32 protein-coding genes are annotated in these 19,686 nt (G+C 38.1%); all 32 read left to right on the top strand.

From position 1 onward, the window contains the following. The first annotated feature begins 167 nt into the window (after positions 1-167). The 32 genes from BN1354_RS06105 (at position 168) to rpsK (ending at position 19,652) form a co-directional block, all read left to right on the top strand. Positions 168-2,330, top strand: coding sequence for a S9 family peptidase (locus tag BN1354_RS06105; RefSeq protein WP_053826531.1), 2,163 nt, complete (start codon positions 168-170; stop codon positions 2,328-2,330). A gap of 153 nt (positions 2,331-2,483) precedes the next feature. Then, positions 2,484-3,578 (top strand): hypothetical protein, encoded by a 1,095-nt coding sequence (locus BN1354_RS06100; RefSeq protein ID WP_053826530.1) that lies wholly within the window; start codon positions 2,484-2,486, stop codon positions 3,576-3,578. Positions 3,579-3,747: 169 nt separating this feature from the next. Next, the gene (rpsL, locus tag BN1354_RS06095) at positions 3,748-4,146 is read left to right on the top strand and encodes a 30S ribosomal protein S12 (RefSeq protein WP_053826529.1); all 399 of its coding nucleotides are present in this window, start codon (positions 3,748-3,750) and stop codon (positions 4,144-4,146) included. A gap of 123 nt (positions 4,147-4,269) precedes the next feature. After that, positions 4,270-4,746, top strand: coding sequence for a 30S ribosomal protein S7 (gene rpsG, locus BN1354_RS06090; protein ID WP_045090835.1), 477 nt, complete (start codon positions 4,270-4,272; stop codon positions 4,744-4,746). A 21-nt stretch (positions 4,747-4,767) separates the two neighbouring features. Continuing rightward, positions 4,768-6,897 (top strand): elongation factor G, encoded by a 2,130-nt coding sequence (gene fusA / locus BN1354_RS06085; RefSeq protein ID WP_053826528.1) that lies wholly within the window; start codon positions 4,768-4,770, stop codon positions 6,895-6,897. A 13-nt stretch (positions 6,898-6,910) separates the two neighbouring features. Beyond that, positions 6,911-7,216: a 30S ribosomal protein S10 gene (gene rpsJ, locus BN1354_RS06080; protein ID WP_019541341.1), complete on the top strand. Its 306-nt coding sequence runs from the start codon at positions 6,911-6,913 to the stop codon at positions 7,214-7,216. Positions 7,217-7,253: 37 nt separating this feature from the next. Continuing rightward, the gene (rplC, locus tag BN1354_RS06075) at positions 7,254-7,871 is read left to right on the top strand and encodes a 50S ribosomal protein L3 (RefSeq protein ID WP_053826527.1); all 618 of its coding nucleotides are present in this window, start codon (positions 7,254-7,256) and stop codon (positions 7,869-7,871) included. 1 nt (position 7,872) lies between these two features. Continuing rightward, on the top strand, positions 7,873-8,502 hold the full coding sequence (rplD, locus tag BN1354_RS06070) for a 50S ribosomal protein L4 (protein ID WP_053826526.1): 630 nt from the start codon (positions 7,873-7,875) through the stop codon (positions 8,500-8,502). An 11-nt stretch (positions 8,503-8,513) separates the two neighbouring features. Next, entirely contained in the window at positions 8,514-8,807 is a 294-nt protein-coding gene (rplW, locus tag BN1354_RS06065) for a 50S ribosomal protein L23 (protein ID WP_053826525.1), read from the top strand. 6 nt (positions 8,808-8,813) lie between these two features. Then, positions 8,814-9,641: a 50S ribosomal protein L2 gene (gene rplB / locus BN1354_RS06060; protein WP_045089283.1), complete on the top strand. Its 828-nt coding sequence runs from the start codon at positions 8,814-8,816 to the stop codon at positions 9,639-9,641. Between the two features lie 21 nt (positions 9,642-9,662). Then, the gene (gene rpsS / locus BN1354_RS06055; RefSeq protein WP_045089284.1) at positions 9,663-9,932 is read left to right on the top strand and encodes a 30S ribosomal protein S19; all 270 of its coding nucleotides are present in this window, start codon (positions 9,663-9,665) and stop codon (positions 9,930-9,932) included. Positions 9,933-9,950: 18 nt separating this feature from the next. Then, positions 9,951-10,364: a 50S ribosomal protein L22 gene (gene rplV, locus BN1354_RS06050; protein ID WP_045089285.1), complete on the top strand. Its 414-nt coding sequence runs from the start codon at positions 9,951-9,953 to the stop codon at positions 10,362-10,364. A 5-nt stretch (positions 10,365-10,369) separates the two neighbouring features. Further along, positions 10,370-11,122, top strand: coding sequence for a 30S ribosomal protein S3 (gene rpsC, locus BN1354_RS06045; RefSeq protein ID WP_045089286.1), 753 nt, complete (start codon positions 10,370-10,372; stop codon positions 11,120-11,122). An 11-nt stretch (positions 11,123-11,133) separates the two neighbouring features. Next, a complete protein-coding gene (rplP, locus tag BN1354_RS06040) occupies positions 11,134-11,565 on the top strand; it encodes a 50S ribosomal protein L16 (protein ID WP_045089287.1) in 432 nt (143 codons plus the stop codon). Between the two features lie 6 nt (positions 11,566-11,571). Continuing rightward, entirely contained in the window at positions 11,572-11,775 is a 204-nt protein-coding gene (rpmC, locus tag BN1354_RS06035) for a 50S ribosomal protein L29 (protein ID WP_394331728.1), read from the top strand. A gap of 8 nt (positions 11,776-11,783) precedes the next feature. Then, positions 11,784-12,041 (top strand): 30S ribosomal protein S17, encoded by a 258-nt coding sequence (gene rpsQ / locus BN1354_RS06030; protein WP_045089289.1) that lies wholly within the window; start codon positions 11,784-11,786, stop codon positions 12,039-12,041. Position 12,042: 1 nt separating this feature from the next. Beyond that, entirely contained in the window at positions 12,043-12,408 is a 366-nt protein-coding gene (gene rplN, locus BN1354_RS06025) for a 50S ribosomal protein L14 (protein ID WP_045089290.1), read from the top strand. A gap of 21 nt (positions 12,409-12,429) precedes the next feature. Beyond that, on the top strand, positions 12,430-12,750 hold the full coding sequence (rplX, locus tag BN1354_RS06020) for a 50S ribosomal protein L24 (protein ID WP_045089291.1): 321 nt from the start codon (positions 12,430-12,432) through the stop codon (positions 12,748-12,750). Continuing rightward, the gene (gene rplE / locus BN1354_RS06015) at positions 12,747-13,319 is read left to right on the top strand and encodes a 50S ribosomal protein L5 (RefSeq protein ID WP_045089292.1); all 573 of its coding nucleotides are present in this window, start codon (positions 12,747-12,749) and stop codon (positions 13,317-13,319) included. The genes rplX and rplE overlap by 4 nt, the downstream gene beginning before the upstream one ends. Positions 13,320-13,322: 3 nt before the next feature. Then, positions 13,323-13,592 (top strand): 30S ribosomal protein S14, encoded by a 270-nt coding sequence (rpsN, locus tag BN1354_RS06010; RefSeq protein ID WP_045089293.1) that lies wholly within the window; start codon positions 13,323-13,325, stop codon positions 13,590-13,592. A gap of 87 nt (positions 13,593-13,679) precedes the next feature. Further along, a complete protein-coding gene (rpsH, locus tag BN1354_RS06005; protein WP_045089294.1) occupies positions 13,680-14,075 on the top strand; it encodes a 30S ribosomal protein S8 in 396 nt (131 codons plus the stop codon). An 18-nt stretch (positions 14,076-14,093) separates the two neighbouring features. Next, positions 14,094-14,648 carry a 50S ribosomal protein L6 gene (rplF, locus tag BN1354_RS06000; protein WP_053826524.1) on the top strand — a complete coding sequence of 185 codons (555 nt, stop codon included), beginning with the start codon at positions 14,094-14,096 and terminating at the stop codon, positions 14,646-14,648. Positions 14,649-14,671: 23 nt separating this feature from the next. Next, entirely contained in the window at positions 14,672-15,016 is a 345-nt protein-coding gene (rplR, locus tag BN1354_RS05995) for a 50S ribosomal protein L18 (RefSeq protein WP_045089296.1), read from the top strand. Between the two features lie 5 nt (positions 15,017-15,021). Then, positions 15,022-15,540: a 30S ribosomal protein S5 gene (rpsE, locus tag BN1354_RS05990; protein ID WP_045089297.1), complete on the top strand. Its 519-nt coding sequence runs from the start codon at positions 15,022-15,024 to the stop codon at positions 15,538-15,540. A 14-nt stretch (positions 15,541-15,554) separates the two neighbouring features. After that, the gene (rpmD, locus tag BN1354_RS05985; protein ID WP_045089298.1) at positions 15,555-15,731 is read left to right on the top strand and encodes a 50S ribosomal protein L30; all 177 of its coding nucleotides are present in this window, start codon (positions 15,555-15,557) and stop codon (positions 15,729-15,731) included. Between the two features lie 31 nt (positions 15,732-15,762). Continuing rightward, the gene (rplO, locus tag BN1354_RS05980) at positions 15,763-16,209 is read left to right on the top strand and encodes a 50S ribosomal protein L15 (protein ID WP_045089299.1); all 447 of its coding nucleotides are present in this window, start codon (positions 15,763-15,765) and stop codon (positions 16,207-16,209) included. A gap of 4 nt (positions 16,210-16,213) precedes the next feature. Beyond that, a complete protein-coding gene (gene secY / locus BN1354_RS05975; RefSeq protein ID WP_045089300.1) occupies positions 16,214-17,536 on the top strand; it encodes a preprotein translocase subunit SecY in 1,323 nt (440 codons plus the stop codon). Between the two features lie 25 nt (positions 17,537-17,561). Further along, the gene (map, locus tag BN1354_RS05970; RefSeq protein ID WP_045089301.1) at positions 17,562-18,329 is read left to right on the top strand and encodes a type I methionyl aminopeptidase; all 768 of its coding nucleotides are present in this window, start codon (positions 17,562-17,564) and stop codon (positions 18,327-18,329) included. Positions 18,330-18,347: 18 nt separating this feature from the next. Further along, positions 18,348-18,566: a translation initiation factor IF-1 gene (infA, locus tag BN1354_RS05965; protein WP_045089302.1), complete on the top strand. Its 219-nt coding sequence runs from the start codon at positions 18,348-18,350 to the stop codon at positions 18,564-18,566. Positions 18,567-18,716: 150 nt separating this feature from the next. Continuing rightward, positions 18,717-18,833 carry a type B 50S ribosomal protein L36 gene (gene ykgO / locus BN1354_RS11845; protein ID WP_042278928.1) on the top strand — a complete coding sequence of 39 codons (117 nt, stop codon included), beginning with the start codon at positions 18,717-18,719 and terminating at the stop codon, positions 18,831-18,833. A 36-nt stretch (positions 18,834-18,869) separates the two neighbouring features. Further along, on the top strand, positions 18,870-19,250 hold the full coding sequence (rpsM, locus tag BN1354_RS05960; RefSeq protein ID WP_045089303.1) for a 30S ribosomal protein S13: 381 nt from the start codon (positions 18,870-18,872) through the stop codon (positions 19,248-19,250). 12 nt (positions 19,251-19,262) lie between these two features. Beyond that, a complete protein-coding gene (rpsK, locus tag BN1354_RS05955) occupies positions 19,263-19,652 on the top strand; it encodes a 30S ribosomal protein S11 (RefSeq protein ID WP_045089304.1) in 390 nt (129 codons plus the stop codon). Positions 19,653-19,686: the final 34 nt, after the last annotated feature.

Below are 19,686 nucleotides of genomic sequence, written 5' to 3'. Positions count from 1 at the left end.
ATATCTTAAAATCTACTTTTTATTATGCTGATGATATTCTACAATCTAAACTGGGTGTCTTTATTAAAAAGCCGAAAATACAAAAAAAAACGTAAAGGGTAGATCAGTTGGCTCTTATTTATGTCAAAATTGCTACATTTGTATAATTCTAAAAGTGAGATAATATAATGAATAAAAGACTTTTTCTTACCGCTCTGACGGTAATTTGTTTTTTAACACTGCAGGCACAAAAATATAGTCTGTATGATATTTTGGGAGGTAAGTACTCTGCAAGAGGAGTATCAGCAATAGTATCTTCTGCAGATGGAATGCATTATTATCAGTCGGACCCCGCAAGAACAGCCGTAATTAAGTATGTATATGCAACAGGTGAGGCTGTTGATACGCTGTTCAGTACACGCACTGCCAGGAATTGCAACTTTGATTCATTTCAGGGATTCCTGGTGAGCAGTGATGAAAACAGAGTGCTTGTTTATCGTGACCGGGAACAGATCTACCGACACTCATTTAAAGCTAATTATTACTATCATGATGTGCGCAGGAACATGGTTAGAAGACTGAGTGAACAGCCATCAAAGCAGATGATACCAACTTTCTCTCCTGATGGTAAGATGGTAGCATATGTGATTGATAATGATATTTGGTTGACAAAATTTGATTTTGATACAGAATCGAGAGTAACCACTGATGGTGAACTCAATAAAATAATAAACGGAGCAACTGACTGGGTTTATGAGGAGGAGTTTGTTACGACAAGACTTATGGAGTTCTCTCCTGATAACAGGCTATTGGCGTTTGTGCGCACTGATGAGTCGGATGTTGAAGAGTTTACATTTCAGACTTATGAAGAACAACTTTATCCGGAATATTATAAATTTAAATATCCGAAAGCAGGAGGTAAAAACTCTACAGTTGAGTGTAAGGTTTTTGATATTGAATCACGTGTGACGAGAGTAATGGATGTTCCACTGGATGCTGATGGATACATACCAAGAATTAAATTTACCAATAATCCGGAGCAGCTTGCAGTGATGACATTAAACAGGAATCAGAATAGATTTGATATGTATTTTGTTAATCCAAGGTCGACCGTTGCTAAACTCATATTAAGAGAAGAGAGTAAATATTATATTGACTCGGATTGGCTTAATTCAATCCATTTTATGGATGACAAGTTTACCTATGTTTCGGAAAGGGACGGATACAGCCACATATATATATATGGTATAACCGGTACATTGCAGAAACAGCTTACAAGCGGTAATTTTGATGTCACTGACCTGCTTGCCGTGGATCCAAATACATCGACGGTTTTTTATGAGGCGGCTGATGAATCGCCACTAAGACGTAATATTTACAGGATAAACATAAATAAAGGAGAACCACAGAAAATATCGCAGCAACCAGGGTATAACAGTGCTACATTTAGTGAAAATGGAAAGTATTTTGTAAACAACTGGTCTGATCAAAAAACACCTGCAGTTATAACTTTGCATGATGCATCCGGGAAGCAGCTGAGAGTGCTTGAGGATAATCGGGATGTGCGTGAAGCTTATGCAGCTGCCGGATTTCCTGAGCGAGAAGCCATCACTGTTACTGCAAATGACGGAATTACTAAACTTAACGGATGGATACTGAAACCTGCAGATTTTAATCCTGCAAAAAAATATCCTGTTGTTATGATTCAGTATAGTGGACCAAATTCACAGCAGGTGGTTGACAAATATAATGCTGCATGGTATTATGCTCTATTGAATGAGGGGATATTGGTTGCATGTGTTGATGGACGCGGAACCGGAGCCAGAGGTGAGGAGTTTAGAAAAAGTACCTACCTTAATCTGGGTATTCAGGAATCTGATGATCAGGCAGCGGCAGCCCGTTATTTGGGTTCATTATCATATGTGGATGCTGACCGCATTGGAATATGGGGATGGAGTTATGGCGGTTATAACGTACTTTTGAGTATGAGCAGAGGTAATGGTGTATTCAAGGCGGGGGTGGCAATTGCTCCTGTTACCGATTGGCGCTTTTATGATACTGTTTATACTGAAAGATTCATGCGAACGCCACAGCAGAACAATAGCGGATATGTTAATGGATCTGCAATTACTTTGGCAGATAAACTTCAAGGCAATCTCCTTCTAATTCATGGTACAGCTGATGACAATGTTCATTTCCAGAACTCCATTGAGTATACACGTGCTTTAATAAATGCCAACAAACACTTCGATATGTTTTTCTTTCCTGACAAGAATCATTTTATTTCTGGAGAAAATACATCTCGTTATCTATATGATAAAGTAATTAATTATTTCAAGAACAATCTATAACTTAGGGTAATGGCTTCAAGCAGGATATAAAAATACAGACAAGTATTAAAAGTAATAGGATTATATAGTTAAACAAAAAGATACTTCTGTTGTTATTATTTCACGCTCAAATCACAGAAATATTTAGTAAAAGAATATGCGGTTAGTTTACTTATGCTTGGAGTAACAAAAATAGATAGAATACTTCGAAATCCATCGTTGGGGCTAATACCTGTGTTAGTTTTTTCAATCCTTATTTGCTATATTGATTCACTCATAGCCGTCGGGGTTGCTTTGATATTATCGCTGATAGGATTAATTGCAGTAAAGACAAGAAACAGGCTTATATATGATATCTCTACGCTGACATTTTTGATGGCGTTATTATTATCTTTCACCAGTTTAAGTGATCGATCTGTTTTGAGCAAGTTTGTTGTAGTAGAGACAATATTCGTAATACTTCTTATATTTATTAGATTATCAAAAGGCAGATTACTGACAATAGCAGCCAGAGACAGGGATAAGGCTGCCAAAAATTTGCTTAAGGAGTCGTTTAGGGTGGCATTTCAGTCACAATACAGTCTGACCTTTCATCTACTCCTGATTCTGCTGTATTTTGCAACAGGAAACAGGGAGTATTCGAATACAGCAAATACATTTATAATAAATATAGCTCAGATAATAATCATAGGTCTTATATTTGTTGAAACTACCCGTTTGCATTTGATGCGGAGAAGATTGTTCAGCGAAGAGTGGTTGCCGGTTGTAACAGAGACAGGCCAGGTTACAGGTAAGGTGGCAAAATCAGTAACAACCGACCTGAAAAACAGGTTTATGCATCCTGTTGTAAGGGTTGCACTTATGAGCAAAGGGGAGATTTATTTAAAAGAGCGTGATCAAATGAGGGTTTTAAACCCGGGTAAACTGGATTATCCTTTTGAGAGATATATGCAGTTTAATGATAAGATTGATGATACTGTAAAAAAAATATTTAGAAAAGAGTGTGGTAGTGAAAGCCTTCCTTTAAGATTTTTATTAAAATATACTTTTGAGAATGAGGTTACTAAACGGCTGATATTTTTATATGTTTCTGAAGTTAATGATGAGGAACAGTTGAAAAAATTGAATCTGGAAGGAGGGAAATTATGGACTGCCACCCAAATAGAGGATAATATTGGAACCGGAATATTTTCTGAATGTTTTGAACTGGAATTCGAGTATCTGAAAAATACCCTTCTTTTAGCACAGCGATTCAAAAAAACATTGTAAATCACTTGCACAATTGATTGATTCTTTGTAATTTTGTGCCGTTTTTCACCTGAAGTGGATCGTTATTAAATGATAATCAATGATTTATAAAAGCAATTCAGGTAAAAATTGATATAATAGCGTTAAATTGAATTTAAAAAATTATAATACAGGTAAAAGGAAGTAGAAAATGCCAACAATACAACAATTAGTAAGAACAGGGCGAACTACCCTGAAGGAAAAAAGCAAATCCCGCGCGCTGGATTCATGTCCGCAAAGACGTGGCGTTTGCGTGAGAGTGTATACAACAACACCAAAGAAACCAAACTCAGCGATGAGAAAGGTTGCGCGTGTTCGTTTAACCAACTCTAAAGAGGTGAATGCTTACATTCCCGGAGAAGGACATAACTTGCAGGAACACTCTATAGTATTAGTGCGCGGTGGTCGTGTTAAAGACCTTCCGGGTGTGCGTTATCACATTGTACGCGGAGCTTTGGATACAGCCGGCGTAAATGGTCGTACTCAAAGAAGATCAAAATATGGTGCTAAGCGTCCAAAACCAGGTGCAAAAGCTCCAGCTAAGAAATAATAATTAAAAATAATTACTGTTGATATTTTTGGATTAGGCTACTTATGAGGGTTGAGTAAATAGGTTCAGAGGAATTTATTGAAGACTGATAAAAGGCAACCAAACAACAAAAAATTTATAGCAATGAGAAAAACTAAACCTAAAAAAAGACAGGTATTACCAGATCCTGTATATGGTGATGTAAGGGTAACAAAATTTGTTAACCACCTTATGTATGACGGAAAAAAAAGTCTTTCGTACGACATTTTTTATTCTGCATTGGACACAGTTAAGGCAAAATTGGCCAACGAAGAGAAGTCAGCTCTCGAGATTTGGAAAGCTGCACTCGATAATATAACACCCCAGGTGGAAGTGAAGTCACGCCGTGTTGGTGGAGCTACATTTCAGGTTCCTACAGAAATCAGACCCGAGAGAAAAGAATCAGTTTCAATGAAAAATCTTATTTTGTATGCACGCAAAAGAGGAGGAAAAACTATGGCTGATAAATTGGCTGCTGAGATAATTGACGCATATAACAGTCAGGGGGGTGCATTCAAACGTAAAGAAGATATTCACAGAATGGCAGAGGCTAACCGTGCTTTTGCTCATTTTAGATTTTAACATAGCAAGTAGGTAAAAAAGATGGCTAAGGGTTCAAAAGACACATTAAAATTCACACGCAATATAGGGATTATGGCGCACATTGACGCCGGTAAGACTACTACATCTGAGCGTATCCTGTTTTATACAGGTCTTACGCATAAGATTGGAGAAGTACACGAAGGTGCTGCCACAATGGACTGGATGGAGCAGGAGCAGGAACGTGGTATTACGATTACGTCTGCTGCTACAACTGCTAACTGGAAATATAAAGACAATACATTTAAAATAAACTTAATTGACACCCCGGGACACGTGGATTTCACGGTAGAGGTGGAACGTTCGCTACGTGTACTTGATGGTGCTGTTGCAGCGTTTTGTGCCGTTGGTGGTGTTGAGCCTCAGTCTGAAACCGTATGGCGTCAGGCAGATAAGTATAAAGTACCAAGAATTGGTTATGTTAATAAGATGGACCGTTCTGGTGCTAACTTTTTTGATGTAGTTCGTCAGATAAAAGAGATGCTTGGTGCTAATGCAATGCCAATTCAGATTCCTATTGGAGCTGAAGAGTCTTTTAAAGGTGTTGTGGATTTAGTAACAATGAAAGCATATTACTGGCATGATGAGACAATGGGTGCACAATATGATGTTTTTGACATACCGGATGATCTTATTGATGAGGCAAATGAATGGCATGATAAAATGCTTGAGACCATCGCTGAATTCGATGATCAACTAATGGAGAAATACTTTGATGATCCTTCTACTATCACTGAAGATGAAATAAGAAGCGCTATCAGAAAAGGTACAATTTCAATGCAGATCAACCCTGTAATCTGTGGATCTTCATTCAAGAACAAAGGAGTTCAGACTCTTCTTGATTCTGTTTGTGCATATCTGCCAAGTCCTCTTGATACAGAGTCAATTACAGGTACCGATCCTAGTGATTCTACAAAAGAACTGGTACGTCATGCTGATCCAAGTGAACCTCTTAGTGCTCTTGCATTTAAGATTGCTACTGACCCATATGTAGGACGTCTATGTTTCTTCCGTGTATATTCAGGAGAGATAGAAGCAGGCTCTTATGTATATAATTCTCGTTCAGGTAAGAAAGAACGTATTTCACGTCTTTTCCAGATGCACTCAAGTAAACAAAATCCAAAAGAATTTATCGGTACCGGTGATATCGGTGCAGGAGTTGGATTTAAGGATATTCGTACAGGAGATACTCTCTGTGATGAAAAGAATCCTATCATACTTGAAGCAATGGACTTCCCGGAACCAGTTATTGGTATAGCTGTTGAGCCTAAGACTCAAAAAGATCTTGACAAGCTGTCTACTGGTCTTGCAAAACTTGCAGAAGAAGATCCAACCTTTACTGTTAAAACAGATGAAGAAACAGGTCAGACAGTGATTTCTGGTATGGGTGAACTTCACCTTGAGATCATTATTGATCGTTTAAAACGTGAGTTTAAAGTAGAAGCTAATCAGGGTCGTCCACAAGTTACATATAAAGAAGCTATCACTAAATCTGTTGAACTGCGTGAAACATACAAGAAGCAGACTGGTGGTCGAGGTAAATTTGCCGATATGATTGTTAGAGTTGAACCGGCTGATCCAGACTTTGAAGGTAACTTGCAATTTATTGACGAAGTAAAAGGTGGTAATATTCCTAAAGAATATATTCCATCTATCCAGAAAGGTTTTGAGCGTGCAATGAAAAATGGTGTACTAGCCGGATACTCAATGGATAAACTTAAAGTGACAGTAATTGATGGTTCATACCACGCAGTGGACTCTGACCAGTTGTCATTTGAGATTTGTGCTATGCAGGCATACAAGAGTGCTGTTGAAAAAGCCGGACCTGTATTGCTTGAGCCAATCATGAAGGTTGAAGTGGTTACACCTGAAGAGAGTATGGGTGATGTAATTTCTGACTTGAACAAAAGACGTGGACAGGTTGAGGGTATGGAATCTAACCGTTCAGGTGCACGTGTAGTCAAAGCAAGAACTCCTCTGGCTGAAATGTTTGGTTATGTTACTTCACTGAGAACAATTACTTCAGGGCGCGCAACATCAACAATGTCATTTTCACATTTCGAACCTGTTTCGGCTTCGATTGCAAAAGAAGTTCTAACAGAAGTAGGTGGCCGCGTAGATTTGATCAAATAATATAAATAGATATATGAGCCAAAAAATCAGAATCAAACTGAAATCTTACGATTATAGCCTTGTTGACAAATCAGCAGAGAAAATCGTAAAAACCGTAAAAGCTACGGGTGCAGTGGTAAGCGGACCAATTCCACTACCTACTCACAAACGCATATTTACAGTAAACCGTTCAACTTTCGTGAATAAAAAGTCACGTGAACAGTTCGAACTTGCTTCTTTTAAACGCCTGATCGACATTTACAGCTCAACGGCAAAAACTGTTGATGCACTTATGAAGCTTGAGTTGCCAAGCGGTGTTGAGGTAGAAATAAAAGTGTAAGTTTCAGAGATATTATTAATTAATAACAACTAGAGAAATGCCAGGATTATTAGGAAAAAAAATCGGAATGACTTCCGTTTTCAGTGCCGAGGGAAAAAACATTCCATGCACTGTTATCGAAGCTGGTCCTTGCGTGGTTACTCAAGTGAAGACCGTTGATAATGACGGTTATGATGCTATTCAACTGGGGTTTGTTGATAAGAAAGACAAACATACAACAAAAGCTGAAAAGGGTCACTTCAATAAAGCAGGAGTAACACCAAAGAGACACTTGGTCGAGTTCAAAGGTTTTGGAAACGAATATAAAGCGGGTTCCGAAATAAATGTAGAAATTTTTAATGACACCCCTTACGTGGATGTGATTGGTACATCAAAAGGTAAGGGATTTCAGGGTGTTGTAAAACGTCACGGCTTTTCCGGAGTTGGTGAATCAACTCACGGTCAGCACAACAGATTGCGTGCGCCGGGTTCTATTGGTGCAGCTTCATACCCTGCAAAGGTGTTTAAAGGAACCCGAATGGGTGGACATATGGGTAATGAACGTGTAACCGTTCAAAATTTACAGATAATTAAAGTGATTCCGGAACACAATCTTCTATTAGTTAAAGGATCAGTACCCGGAGCAAAAGGTTCAATCGTAATAATTGAGAAATAAAATGGAATTAGCAGTATATAATATCAAAGGAGAGGTGACAGACAAAAAGGTGACACTCGATGATTCCATTTTCGGGATTGAACCTAATGAGCATGTTATCTGGCTGGATGTAAAGCAATATCTGGCTAATCAGCGTCAAGGTACGCACAAAACTAAAGAGAGAGGTGAATTAGCAGGCAGTACACGTAAGCTGATCCGTCAAAAAGGTGGCGGTGGTGCACGTCGCGGTGATATCAAATCGCCATTGCTGGTTGGTGGTGGTCGTGCTTTTGGTCCTAAACCAAGAGACTATGGTTTTAAGGTAAATAAGAAAACTAAAGCATTAGCACGCAAGTCAGCTCTTTCTCTGAAAGCAAAGAATAGTTCAATTGTAGTTATTGAAGATTTAGAGTTTGATGCACCTAAAACAAAAAGTTTAGTTGAACTTACAAAGAGTCTACAACTTGCTGATAAAAAGCTACTTTTCGTTTTGCCAAGTCAAAATAAAAATGTATATTTGTCGGCTCGAAATTTAGGGAAAGTTAATATTGTAACAGCCTCAGATTTAAACACATATGCAATCATGGATGCAACAAATCTAGTGATTACTGAGTCTTCTGTGGCCGCGATTGACAACCTTTTTAAAGCATAAGGAGAAAAAAAATGAGTGTAATAATAAAACCCATATTCACTGAAAAGCAAACTGCAATTACTGACAAGTATGAAAACCGATATGGTTTTATGGTAGTACCTTCTGCTAATAAGGTGGAGATCAAGAAAGCAGTTGAATCGCTTTACAATGTACATGTTGAAAGCGTGAATACAATGCGTTATGATGGTAAAGAGAGAAGCCGTTATACAAAATCGGGAGTCGTTACAGGACGTACACCTTCATACAAAAAAGCAATCGTTACCTTGAGAAAAGGTGAAACAATCGATTTATTCAGCAATATCTAAAAAGAAATGGCAATACGTAAACTAAAGCCCACTACACCGGGGCAAAGACACAAGATTATCGGTTCATTTGAAAATATCACTGCAAGTGCACCGGAGAAATCTCTTGTTGTCGGTAAAGTAGCTACTGGCGGTCGCAACAATCGTGGTAAAATGACTACGAAAAATGTTGGAGGCGGTCACAAAAGGCGTTTCAGATTTATCGACTTTAAGAGAACAAAAGATGGTATCCCGGCCGTTGTAAAAAGTATTGAGTATGACCCAAACCGTTCAGCAAGAATTGCATTGCTTTATTATGCTGACGGAGCAAAATCATATATACTTGCACCAAACGGTCTAAAAGTTGGTACCACAGTGATGTCAGGAGACAAAGTAGCTCCTGAAGTTGGAAATGCGCTTCCTCTATCTCAAATACCGATTGGTACAGTAGTTCATAATATTGAGCTGAGACCTGGGCAGGGAGCTAAAATGGCACGCTCTGCCGGTACATTCGCACAACTAGTTTCTCGTGAAGAGAAATTTGCGATTATTAAAATGCCATCGGGAGAAGTTCGTAAGATTCTGTCTGCATGTAAAGCTACCATTGGTAGTGTTGGTAATTCGGACCATGCTTTGGAACAATCAGGTAAAGCCGGTCGTTCACGTTGGTTAGGTCGTCGTCCACGCACACGTGGGGTTGTTAAAAACCCTGTTGATCACCCAATGGGTGGTGGTGAAGGTCGCGCATCAGGAGGCCATCCAAGATCAGCCACAGGCTTATATTCTAAGGGCTTGAAAACAAGAGCTCCTAAAAAGCATTCTTCTAAGTATATTATTGAAAAAAGGAAGAAGAAGTAATCTGATTAATTATTAAAAACTATGAGCAGATCATTAAAAAAAGGTCCATATATCAATCTTAAACTGGAAAAGAAGGTTAACGACATGAATGAAAACGGTAAAAAAACCGTTATCAAAACATGGGCACGTGCTTCTATGATATCACCTGATTTCGTAGGGCATACTATAGCTGTACACAACGGAAACAAATTTATTCCGGTTTATATTACAGAAAATATGGTAGGTCATAAATTAGGCGAATTTGCTTTAACACGTACGTTCCGCGGACACGCAGGCAACAGAAAGAAATAAAGATAAATAAAAAAAGAGATGAGTGCTAGAAAAAGAATATCAGCCGAAAAGAGAAAAGAAGCCCGCAAAGAGGTCTCTTTTGCCGTGTTGAAAAACGTTCCTTCCTCTCCGCGAAAAATGCGTTATGTAGCCGATATGATACGCGGAATGGAAGTATTTAAGGCATTGGGTGTCTTAAAGTTTTCCAACAAAGAAGCTTCAGCAAAAGTAGAAAAATTATTATTGTCAGCTATTTCTAACTGGGAGCAGAAAAACGATCGCAAAGCAGAGACAGGCGAACTATTTATAAAAACAATATCTGTGGATGAAGGTACAACTCTTAAGAGACTTCGTACTGCTCCACAAGGTCGCGGTCATAGAATACGCAAACGTTCAAATCACGTTACAATAGTGGTTGACAGAATTAATAAAGAAGAACAAGAACAAAATTAAGTAAGATGGGACAAAAAGTAAATCCGATAGCAAATCGTTTGGGTATCGTCAAGGGATGGGACTCTAACTGGTATGGCGGAAATGATTATGGTGATATTTTGTTGGAAGATAACAAGATCAGAACCTATTTGAATGCCCGTCTTGCTAAAGCAAGTGTATCCCGTATAGTAATCGAGAGAACACTGAAACTTGTAACGATCACAATTTGTACTGCACGTCCTGGTATCATTATTGGTAAAGGTGGACAAGAGGTTGACAAATTGAAAGAAGAGTTGATGAAGATAACCGATAAGGATATCCAAATTAATATTTATGAAATCAAGAAGCCAGAGCTTGATGCAGTAATAGTAGCAAACAACGTTGCTCGTCAGATAGAAGGTAAAATTGCTTACCGCAGAGCTGTTAAAATGGCTATTGCCTCTACTATGAGAATGGGTGCAGAAGGTATTAAGATTCAGGTATCAGGTCGTTTGAACGGTGCTGAAATGGCTCGTTCTGAAATGTACAAAGAGGGTAGAACTCCTCTTCACACTTTCCGTGCTGATATTGACTATGCTCTTGCAGAAGCCCTGACAAAAGTTGGTTTGATTGGAGTAAAAGTTTGGATATGCCGTGGTGAAGTCTATGGTAAGAAGGATCTTGCACCTTCGTTTGCAACTTCTAAAGATAACCGTTCACAAGGTGGCCGCGGAGCTGGTCGTCAGGACGGCGGCAGAGGTGGCAGACGTGGCGGCAGAAGGAATAAAAATAAAGCTTAATAGGATAAGATATGTTACAACCAAAGAAAACTAAATTCAGAAGACAGCAGAAAGGACGAATGAAAGGCTTAGCCAGTCGCGGAAATGAGCTGGCATTTGGTTCTTTCGGTATCAAAGCTCTGCAATCTAAGTGGATTACCGGAAGTCAGATCGAAGCTGCCCGTATTGCTGTGACACGTTATATGCAACGTCAAGGTCAGGTTTGGGTACGTATTTTTCCGGATAAGCCTATCACAAAGAAACCTGCCGAAGTACGTATGGGTAAAGGAAAAGGTAATCCGGAAGGATTTGTTGCACCTGTAACTCCGGGGAGAATTCTTTTCGAGATCGAAGGTGTATCCTTTGAGGTAGCACAAGAAGCATTGCGTTTAGCAGCTCAGAAACTACCTGTTACTACTAAGTTTGTAGTGAGAAGAGATTATGATTATGAACAAAAATCATAAATGAAGATGAAAAATCAAGAAGAATTAAGAGAGCTACCCGATAAAGATTTGAAAGAAAGATTGGATGCTGAGGTAATTGAGTTAAATCAATTACGAATCAATCATACCATTACACCACTGGATAATTCAGGCTTGCTCAGGGAAAAACGCAGAAACATTGCCCGTATTAAAACTGAACTGCGTGCAAGAGAATTGAAAAAAGATCAATAATACAGAGAATGGAAACGAGAAATTTAAGAAAAGAAAGAATCGGGGTCGTTTTCAGTAATAAGATGGATAAAACCGTCACTGTTGCTGTAAAATGGAAAGAGAAACACCCTATATATGGGAAATTCGTTAATAAAACGAAGAAATTTCACGCCCATGATGAGAAGAACGACTGTAACATAGGTGATACAGTGCGTATAATGGAAACACGTCCTTTGAGTAAAACAAAGAGATGGAGAGTGGTTGAAATAATGGAAAGGGCTAAGTAATATGATACAGAGAGAATCCAGATTAACAGTTACCGATAATAGTGGTGCCAGAGAAGTTCTCTGCATAAACGTACTAGGAGGTACAGGAAGACGTTATGCGTCAGTAGGGGATATCATTGTTGTTTCAATAAAGAGTACAATCCCTTCAAGTGATATTAAAAAAGGTGCTGTATCAAAAGCAATCATAGTACGCACGAAAAAAGAGATTCGTAGAGCTGATGGTTCTTACATACGATTCGATGACAATGCATGTGTTCTACTGAATAATGCAGGAGAATTGAGAGGAAGTCGTATTTTTGGACCAGTTGCACGTGAACTCCGTAGTACTAATATGAAGATTGTTTCATTAGCTCCTGAAGTATTATAATCTATTAAGCAATCACAGGCAATGACAAAATTACATATAAAGAAAGGTGATACAGTTTACGTAAATGCTGGCGAAGATAAAGGTAAAACCGGTCGCGTGCTTGAGATCCTTGTAAAAAAGAATCGAGCTATAGTTGAAGGCGTAAATGTTGTATCAAAGCATGCTAAACCCAGCGCACAAAATCCAAACGGTGGAATAGAAAAGAAAGAGGCATCTGTGCATATTTCTAATCTAAATCCTGTAGATCCAAAGACAGGAAAACCAACTCGCGTAGGTAGAAAAGCAGATAGTAAAGGAAAAAATGTACGTTACGCTAAAAGATCAGGGGAGGAATTGAAATGAGTGAAACTACAACAAAATACGAGGTAAGTCTGAAAAATGACTATAAAGAGCGTATCGTTCCCTCATTAATGAAAGAATTCGGCTATAAGTCCATAATGCAGGCTCCAAAACTTGAGAAAATCGTTATTAATCAAGGTTTGGGTATTGCGGTAGCAGATAAGAAAATTATCGAAACAGCTATAAATGAACTTACAGCAATAACTGGTCAAAAAGCTGTCGCTACTGTATCAAGAAAAGATATTTCTAACTTCAAGCTTCGTAAGAAAATGCCAATTGGAGTTCGTGTTACATTGCGAAACGAAAAAATGTATGAATTCCTTGAAAGACTTGTACGTGTAGCTTTACCACGTATACGTGACTTTAAGGGCATTGGTGGTAAACTAGACGGAAGAGGAAATTATACTCTAGGTATAGAGGAACAGATTATCTTCCCTGAGATTAACATTGATAATGTTCCTCGTATTCTTGGAATGAATATTACTTTTGTAACTAATGCTCAAACTGACGAAGAGGGATATGCACTTTTAAGAGAGTTTGGATTACCATTTAGAACAAAACAAAATCAATAGAAAATGGCAAAAGAATCAATGAAAGCCCGTGAGGTGAAAAGAGCTAAAATGGTTGCCCGTTATGCTGAAAAAAGAGCAAAATATATAGCAGAAGGCAATTATGAGGCACTTCAATCTATCCCTAAAAATGCTTCTCCGGTACGTTTGCACAATCGTTGCAAAATAACCGGTCGTCCTAAAGGATACATGCGCCAGTTTGGCCTTTCACGTATCCAGTTCAGGGAAATGGCATCAAAGGGTCAAATTCCGGGAGTTAAAAAAGCAAGTTGGTAAAGCTGAGTAAGTGATTTATCACAATCAGAAATCAATAAATTATTAAATATTGTCCCGATAGGCGGGATCAATTTAAATTATTAGTATATGACAGATCCTATAGCAGATTATTTGACGCGGTTAAGAAATGCAATCCAGGCGAAACATCGTGTGGTTGAGATTCCCGCTTCAAACTTAAAGAAAGATATCACTAAGATTCTTTTTGAAAAGGGCTACATTCTTAATTATAAGTTTGTAGATGACGGACCACAAGGAACAATTATGGTTGCGTTAAAGTATGATCCAATAAACAAGGTAAACGCAATTAAAAAACTTGAACGAATCTCTACTCCTGGTTTACGTAAATATGTAGGCCACAAAGATTTACCACGCGTTCTTAATGGTTTGGGAATTGCAATTTTATCTACTTCAAATGGAGTAATGACAGATAAGGAAGCCCGCGAGCAAAAAGTGGGTGGTGAAGTTTTATGTTACGTTTATTAATTTGAAGGAGATTAAAGTATGTCAAGAATAGGAAAATTACCCATAAAAGTGCCTGCGGGCGTTACTATAACAGTGGGGAAAGATAATGCGGTTACAGTTAAAGGTCCAAAAGGTGAGTTAAGCCAGAAGGTTGAGGGAGGTATGATTATCGAACTTAATGATGGTGAACTTACAATCAACAGACCAGATGAGTCAAAAGAAAGCCGCTCACTGCATGGTTTATATCGTTCTTTATTGAACAATATGGTTATTGGTGTTTCGGAAGGTTTCCGTAAAGAACTGGAATTAGTAGGTGTTGGTTATCGAGTTTCAAACAATGGACAGATTCTCGATTTATCACTTGGTTACACTCACTCTATACTTTTGGAACTACCTAAAGAAATTAAGGTTGAAACTAAGATGGAAAGAAACAAGAACCCTCTTATTTTACTGGAATCTTGTGATAAACAACTACTGGGACAGGTTTGTGCAAAAATACGCTCATTCCGTAAACCTGAACCTTATAAAGGAAAAGGTGTACGTTTTGTTGGTGAACAGGTTCGCCGCAAATCTGGTAAAACAGCAGCTAAATAATTTTACGTAAACACTGAAACGCAATGATAACTAAAAACGAAAGAAGACTTAAAATAAAAACTCGTGTTCGAGGAAAAGTATCCGGTTCTCCCGAGAGACCACGCCTTTCTGTTTACAGGAGTAATAAGCAGATATACGCACAGGTGATTGATGATATTTCCGGCACTACACTTGCATCAGCATCTTCTCTGAAAATTCAGGATAAACTTCCTAAAAAAGAGATGGCTGCTAAAGTAGGTGAAATGATTGCTCAAAATGCAAAAGAGGCTGGAATCGAAACTGTTGCTTTTGACAGAAACGGTTACCTGTATCATGGAAGAATTAAAGAACTGGCTGATGCCGCTCGTAAAGGAGGACTTAAATTTTAACGATTATGGCTAGAGATAATAACAAAGTAAAAACTACAAACGATATCGAGTTAAAAGACCGTTTAGTGGCTATTAATCGTACTACTAAGGTAACAAAAGGTGGACGTACTTTCACATTTGCTGCTATGGTAGTTGTAGGTGATGAAGACGGCATCGTAGGTTGGGGCTTAGGAAAAGCAGGTGAAGTTGCAACAGCTATTGCAAAAGGTGTAGAAGCTGCTAAGAAAAACCTGATAAAAGTACCAATTTATAAAGGTACAATTCCACATCAGCAAACAGCACGTTTTGGTGGTGCTGAGGTGTTTTTGAAACCTGCAGTTACAGGAACAGGAGTAAAAGCAGGAGGTGCTATGCGCGCTGTGCTTGAGAGTGTTGGTATTACAGACGTTCTTGCAAAGTCTAAAGGATCATCTAATCCTCACAACCTTGTGAAAGCCACTATTCTCGCGCTTACTGAATTGAGAGATCCATTAACGGTAGCTCAAAACAGAGGTGTAAGTATGGAAAAAGTATTTAAAGGATAAAAATTAAATCTGAAATGGCTACAATAAAAATAAAACAGACTAAAAGCAGAATCGGTGCTCCTAAAGATCAGAAAAGAACATTGGATAGTTTAGGGCTTACCAAGATGAATCGAGTGGTTGAACATGAAGATAATGCCACAATTAGAGGTCTTATAAATAAAGTTCACCATTTGGTAACTGTAATAGAATAATTGAAGTATAAACGGTTAAAAGATATATAAAATGAATTTATCGAATTTAAAACCGGCTGCAGGTGCTACTAAATCCAGCAAAAGAATTGGCCGTGGTGAAGGCTCGGGTAAAGGCGGTACCTCAACAAAAGGTCATAAAGGACAAAAATCAAGATCTGGCTATTCAAAGAAAGTCGGTTTCGAAGGAGGACAGATGCCATTACAGCGTCGTGTTCCTAAATTCGGATTTAAACCTTTAAAAAGAGTTGAGTATAAAGCTATAAATTTAGAGACTCTTCAGGAATTAGCAGATACACAGAAGTTGACTAAAATTGATACTGAAGTTTTACTGAATGCAGGTTTAATTACTAAGAAGCATTTAGTTAAGATATTAGGTAAAGGTGCGTTGACTTCTAAATTGGAAGTGGAAGCTCATGCTTTCTCTAAAACTGCTGAACAGGCAATTATAACTGCAGGCGGAACCGCTGTAAAACTCTAAAAAAATGGGATTCGTACAAACTGTTAAGAACATATGGAAAATAGAAGATCTCAGACAGAGACTTCTGATAACCCTTGGATTTATTGCCATTTACAGGTTTGGTTCCTTCGTAGTTTTACCAGGTATTAATCCTGAATCACTAGTAGCACTTCAGCAAAATGCAAGCTCCGGATTACTTAGCTTGTTAGATATGTTTTCCGGTGGAGCATTTGCTAATGCATCTATATTTGCACTTGGTATTATGCCTTATATTTCTGCATCTATTGTAATGCAGTTATTAGGTATTGCAGTACCTGCTTTCCAGAAGATGCAACGAGAAGGCGAAAGTGGAAGAACCAAAATTAATCAGTATACCCGTTACTTAACAGTAGCGATTCTACTGATTCAGGGACCTGCATATCTTTATGGTGCTGTAGGTGCAGCCATACCTGGTGGATTCTGGGATTGGGTGTTACCATCAACAGTTATTCTTGCAGGTGGCAGTATGTTTATTCTTTGGCTTGGTGAACGTATAACTGACAAAGGAGTTGGTAATGGTATCTCATTTATCATTCTTATAGGTATTATTGCTCGTCTGCCTCAAGCAATTGTTGCTGAATTCGACAGACTATTGAACGCTCCCGGTGGATTAGTTCTACTATTGCTTGAGCTGTTATTCTTAGTTGCTGTTACAGCAGCTGCAATTATGCTTGTACAAGGAGTAAGAAAAGTACCTGTACAGTATGCTAAAAGAATTGTAGGTAATAAGCAATATGGTGGAGTAAGGCAGTATATACCGCTTAAGGTAAATGCAGCAAATGTTATGCCTATAATTTTTGCTCAAGCATTAATGTTTATTCCAATCACTTTTGCACAGTTTTCTGTTAGTGAAGGTGGAGGCTTTTGGGCAGCATTAATGAACCCGGGAAGTTTCTGGTACAATCTATTATTTGGATTGATGATCATTGCTTTTACCTATTTCTACACTGCGATTACTGTTAATCCTGTGCAGATGGCGGAAGATTTGAAACGTAATAATGGATTCATTCCAGGAGTGAAACCAGGCAAAAAGACAGCTGAGTATATCGATACAATAATGTCGAGAATAACATTGCCCGGATCTTTTTTCCTTGCAATTGTTGCTATACTACCTGCGTTTGCCGGTCTAATGGGAATTAATTCTATGTTTGCCCAGTTTTTTGGAGGTACATCTCTTTTGATTCTAGTAGGTGTTGTACTTGATACTTTACAACAGATAGAAAGTCATCTTCTGATGCGTCATTATGATGGTTTCCTGAAATCCGGAGCTAAAATCAAAGGCAGAACAGGTTCTGCTGCTGTCTATTAATGTTTTTAGTCATATGAATAGCAAAATGATCATACTGAAAACGGACGAGGAAATCGAATTTATGCGCGAAGCAAACCGCTTGGTAGGAATGACTCTCGGTGAGTTATCAAAACATATCAAACCCGGTATTACAACGCTTGAACTTGATAGAATTGCAGAAGAGTTTATCAGAGATCATGGAGCAATTCCTACCTTTTTAGGGTATGGTGGTTTTCCAAATTCAATTTGTACTTCAGTAAACGATCATATAGTTCACGGCATTCCAAATAATATTCCACTTAAAGATGGTGATATTATTTCGGTAGATTGCGGTACTAAATTGCGCGGTTTTTGCGGTGATTCTGCCTATACATTCTGTGTAGGCGAAGTAGATGAAAAGGTTAAAGATCTTTTACGAGTTACTAAAGAATCACTTTACAAAGGAATAGAAAGTGCAAAAGCTGAAGGTAGAATTGGAGATATTGGTTCAACAATACAGGAGTATTGTGAAAAAAGAGGATATTCTGTTGTCCGTGAATTAGTAGGTCATGGAATAGGTAGAGAAATGCATGAAGCCCCCGAAGTGCCAAATTATGGCAGACGAGGTACTGGTCCTAAAATCAGTAATGGTATGTGCATAGCTATCGAGCCAATGATAAATATGGGTGGTAAAAAAGTAGTTTTCGAAAGCGATGGATGGACTGTCAGAACTAAAGACCGAAAACCTTCTGCGCATTTCGAGCATACTATTGCTATTCGTAATGGAAAAGCAGATATTCTTTCAACATTTGAATTTATAAAGGAAACAAACTAAAAACTTAAAGATTAAATAATGGCTAAACAAGCAGCAATAGAACAGGACGGAACGATTGTTGAAGCATTATCAAATGCAATGTTTCGTGTTGAACTTGAAAACGGGCATGAGATCACTGCTCATATATCCGGCAAAATGCGAATGCATTATATTAGAATTTTACCCGGAGATAGAGTAAGAGTTGAGATGTCACCCTATGATCTTACGAAAGGAAGAATTTCGTTCAGATATAAATAAGAGATTAATTTTTATTTAGATCAGTTGTTATTAGTTTTGTAATTATAAACAGTAATAACTGATCGAAAATAAAAATTTAGAGAAACAGAATAATATAGAGTACCTGAATAATCAGGAGAATAACAAGAAACGAGCAAAAATTTAAGCAATATGAAAGTAAGAGCATCTTTAAAGAAACGTTCGGCCGACTGCAAAATAGTTAGAAGAAAAGGCCGTTTGTATGTTATTAATAAAAAGAATCCTAAGTTTAAACAACGTCAGGGATAAAAAGTATATCATTGTAATCTAATAATAAGAATATATATGGCAATAAGAATTGTTGGTGTCGATCTGCCGCAGAATAAAAGGGGTGAAGTTGCCCTTACCTATATTTATGGCATTGGAAGAAGCGCAGCTAACACCATTTTAACAAAAGCAGAAGTTGATAGAGATATCAAAGTAAAAGACTGGACTGACGATCAGGCTGCCCGGATTCGTGAGATTATCTCCACAGAATTTAAAGTAGAAGGAGATCTTCGTTCTGAGGTGCAACTTAACATTAAGAGATTAATGGATATTGGTTGCTATAGAGGAATTCGTCATCGTATCGGATTACCCGTACGAGGACAGAGTACTAAAAATAATGCACGTACTCGAAAAGGAAGAAAGAAAACCGTTGCTAACAAGAAAAAAGCTACTAAATAATAGATAGGTAACATGGCAAAAAGAACAGTTGCAGCTAAGAAGAGAAATGTAAAAGTAAGTGCAGTAGGACAAGCACACATCTCTTCATCATTCAACAACATAATTGTATCGCTTACAAACGAAAACGGCGAAGTAATCAGTTGGTCATCAGCTGGTAAAATGGGATTCAGAAGTTCCAAAAAAAATACTCCATATGCAGCACAAATGGTTGCAGGGGACTGTGCTAAAGTAGCATATGATTTAGGATTGCGTAAAGTGAAAGCTTATGTGAAAGGTCCTGGAAACGGACGTGAATCGGCAATCAGAACAATTCATGGGTCAGGCATTGAAGTTACTGAGATTGTAGATGTGACACCACTACCTCATAATGGATGCCGTCCACCAAAAGCCAGAAAAGTTTAATCAACAGATAATTTAAGTTTCATTTACCTTGAGA

Origin of the sequence: Lascolabacillus massiliensis (assembly GCF_001282625.1) — a bacterium.
Taxonomy (GTDB): domain Bacteria; phylum Bacteroidota; class Bacteroidia; order Bacteroidales; family Dysgonomonadaceae; genus Proteiniphilum; species Proteiniphilum massiliensis.
The sequence above is the reverse complement of the archived record's forward strand: the minus strand, read 5'-3'. Positions and strand labels throughout refer to the sequence as shown.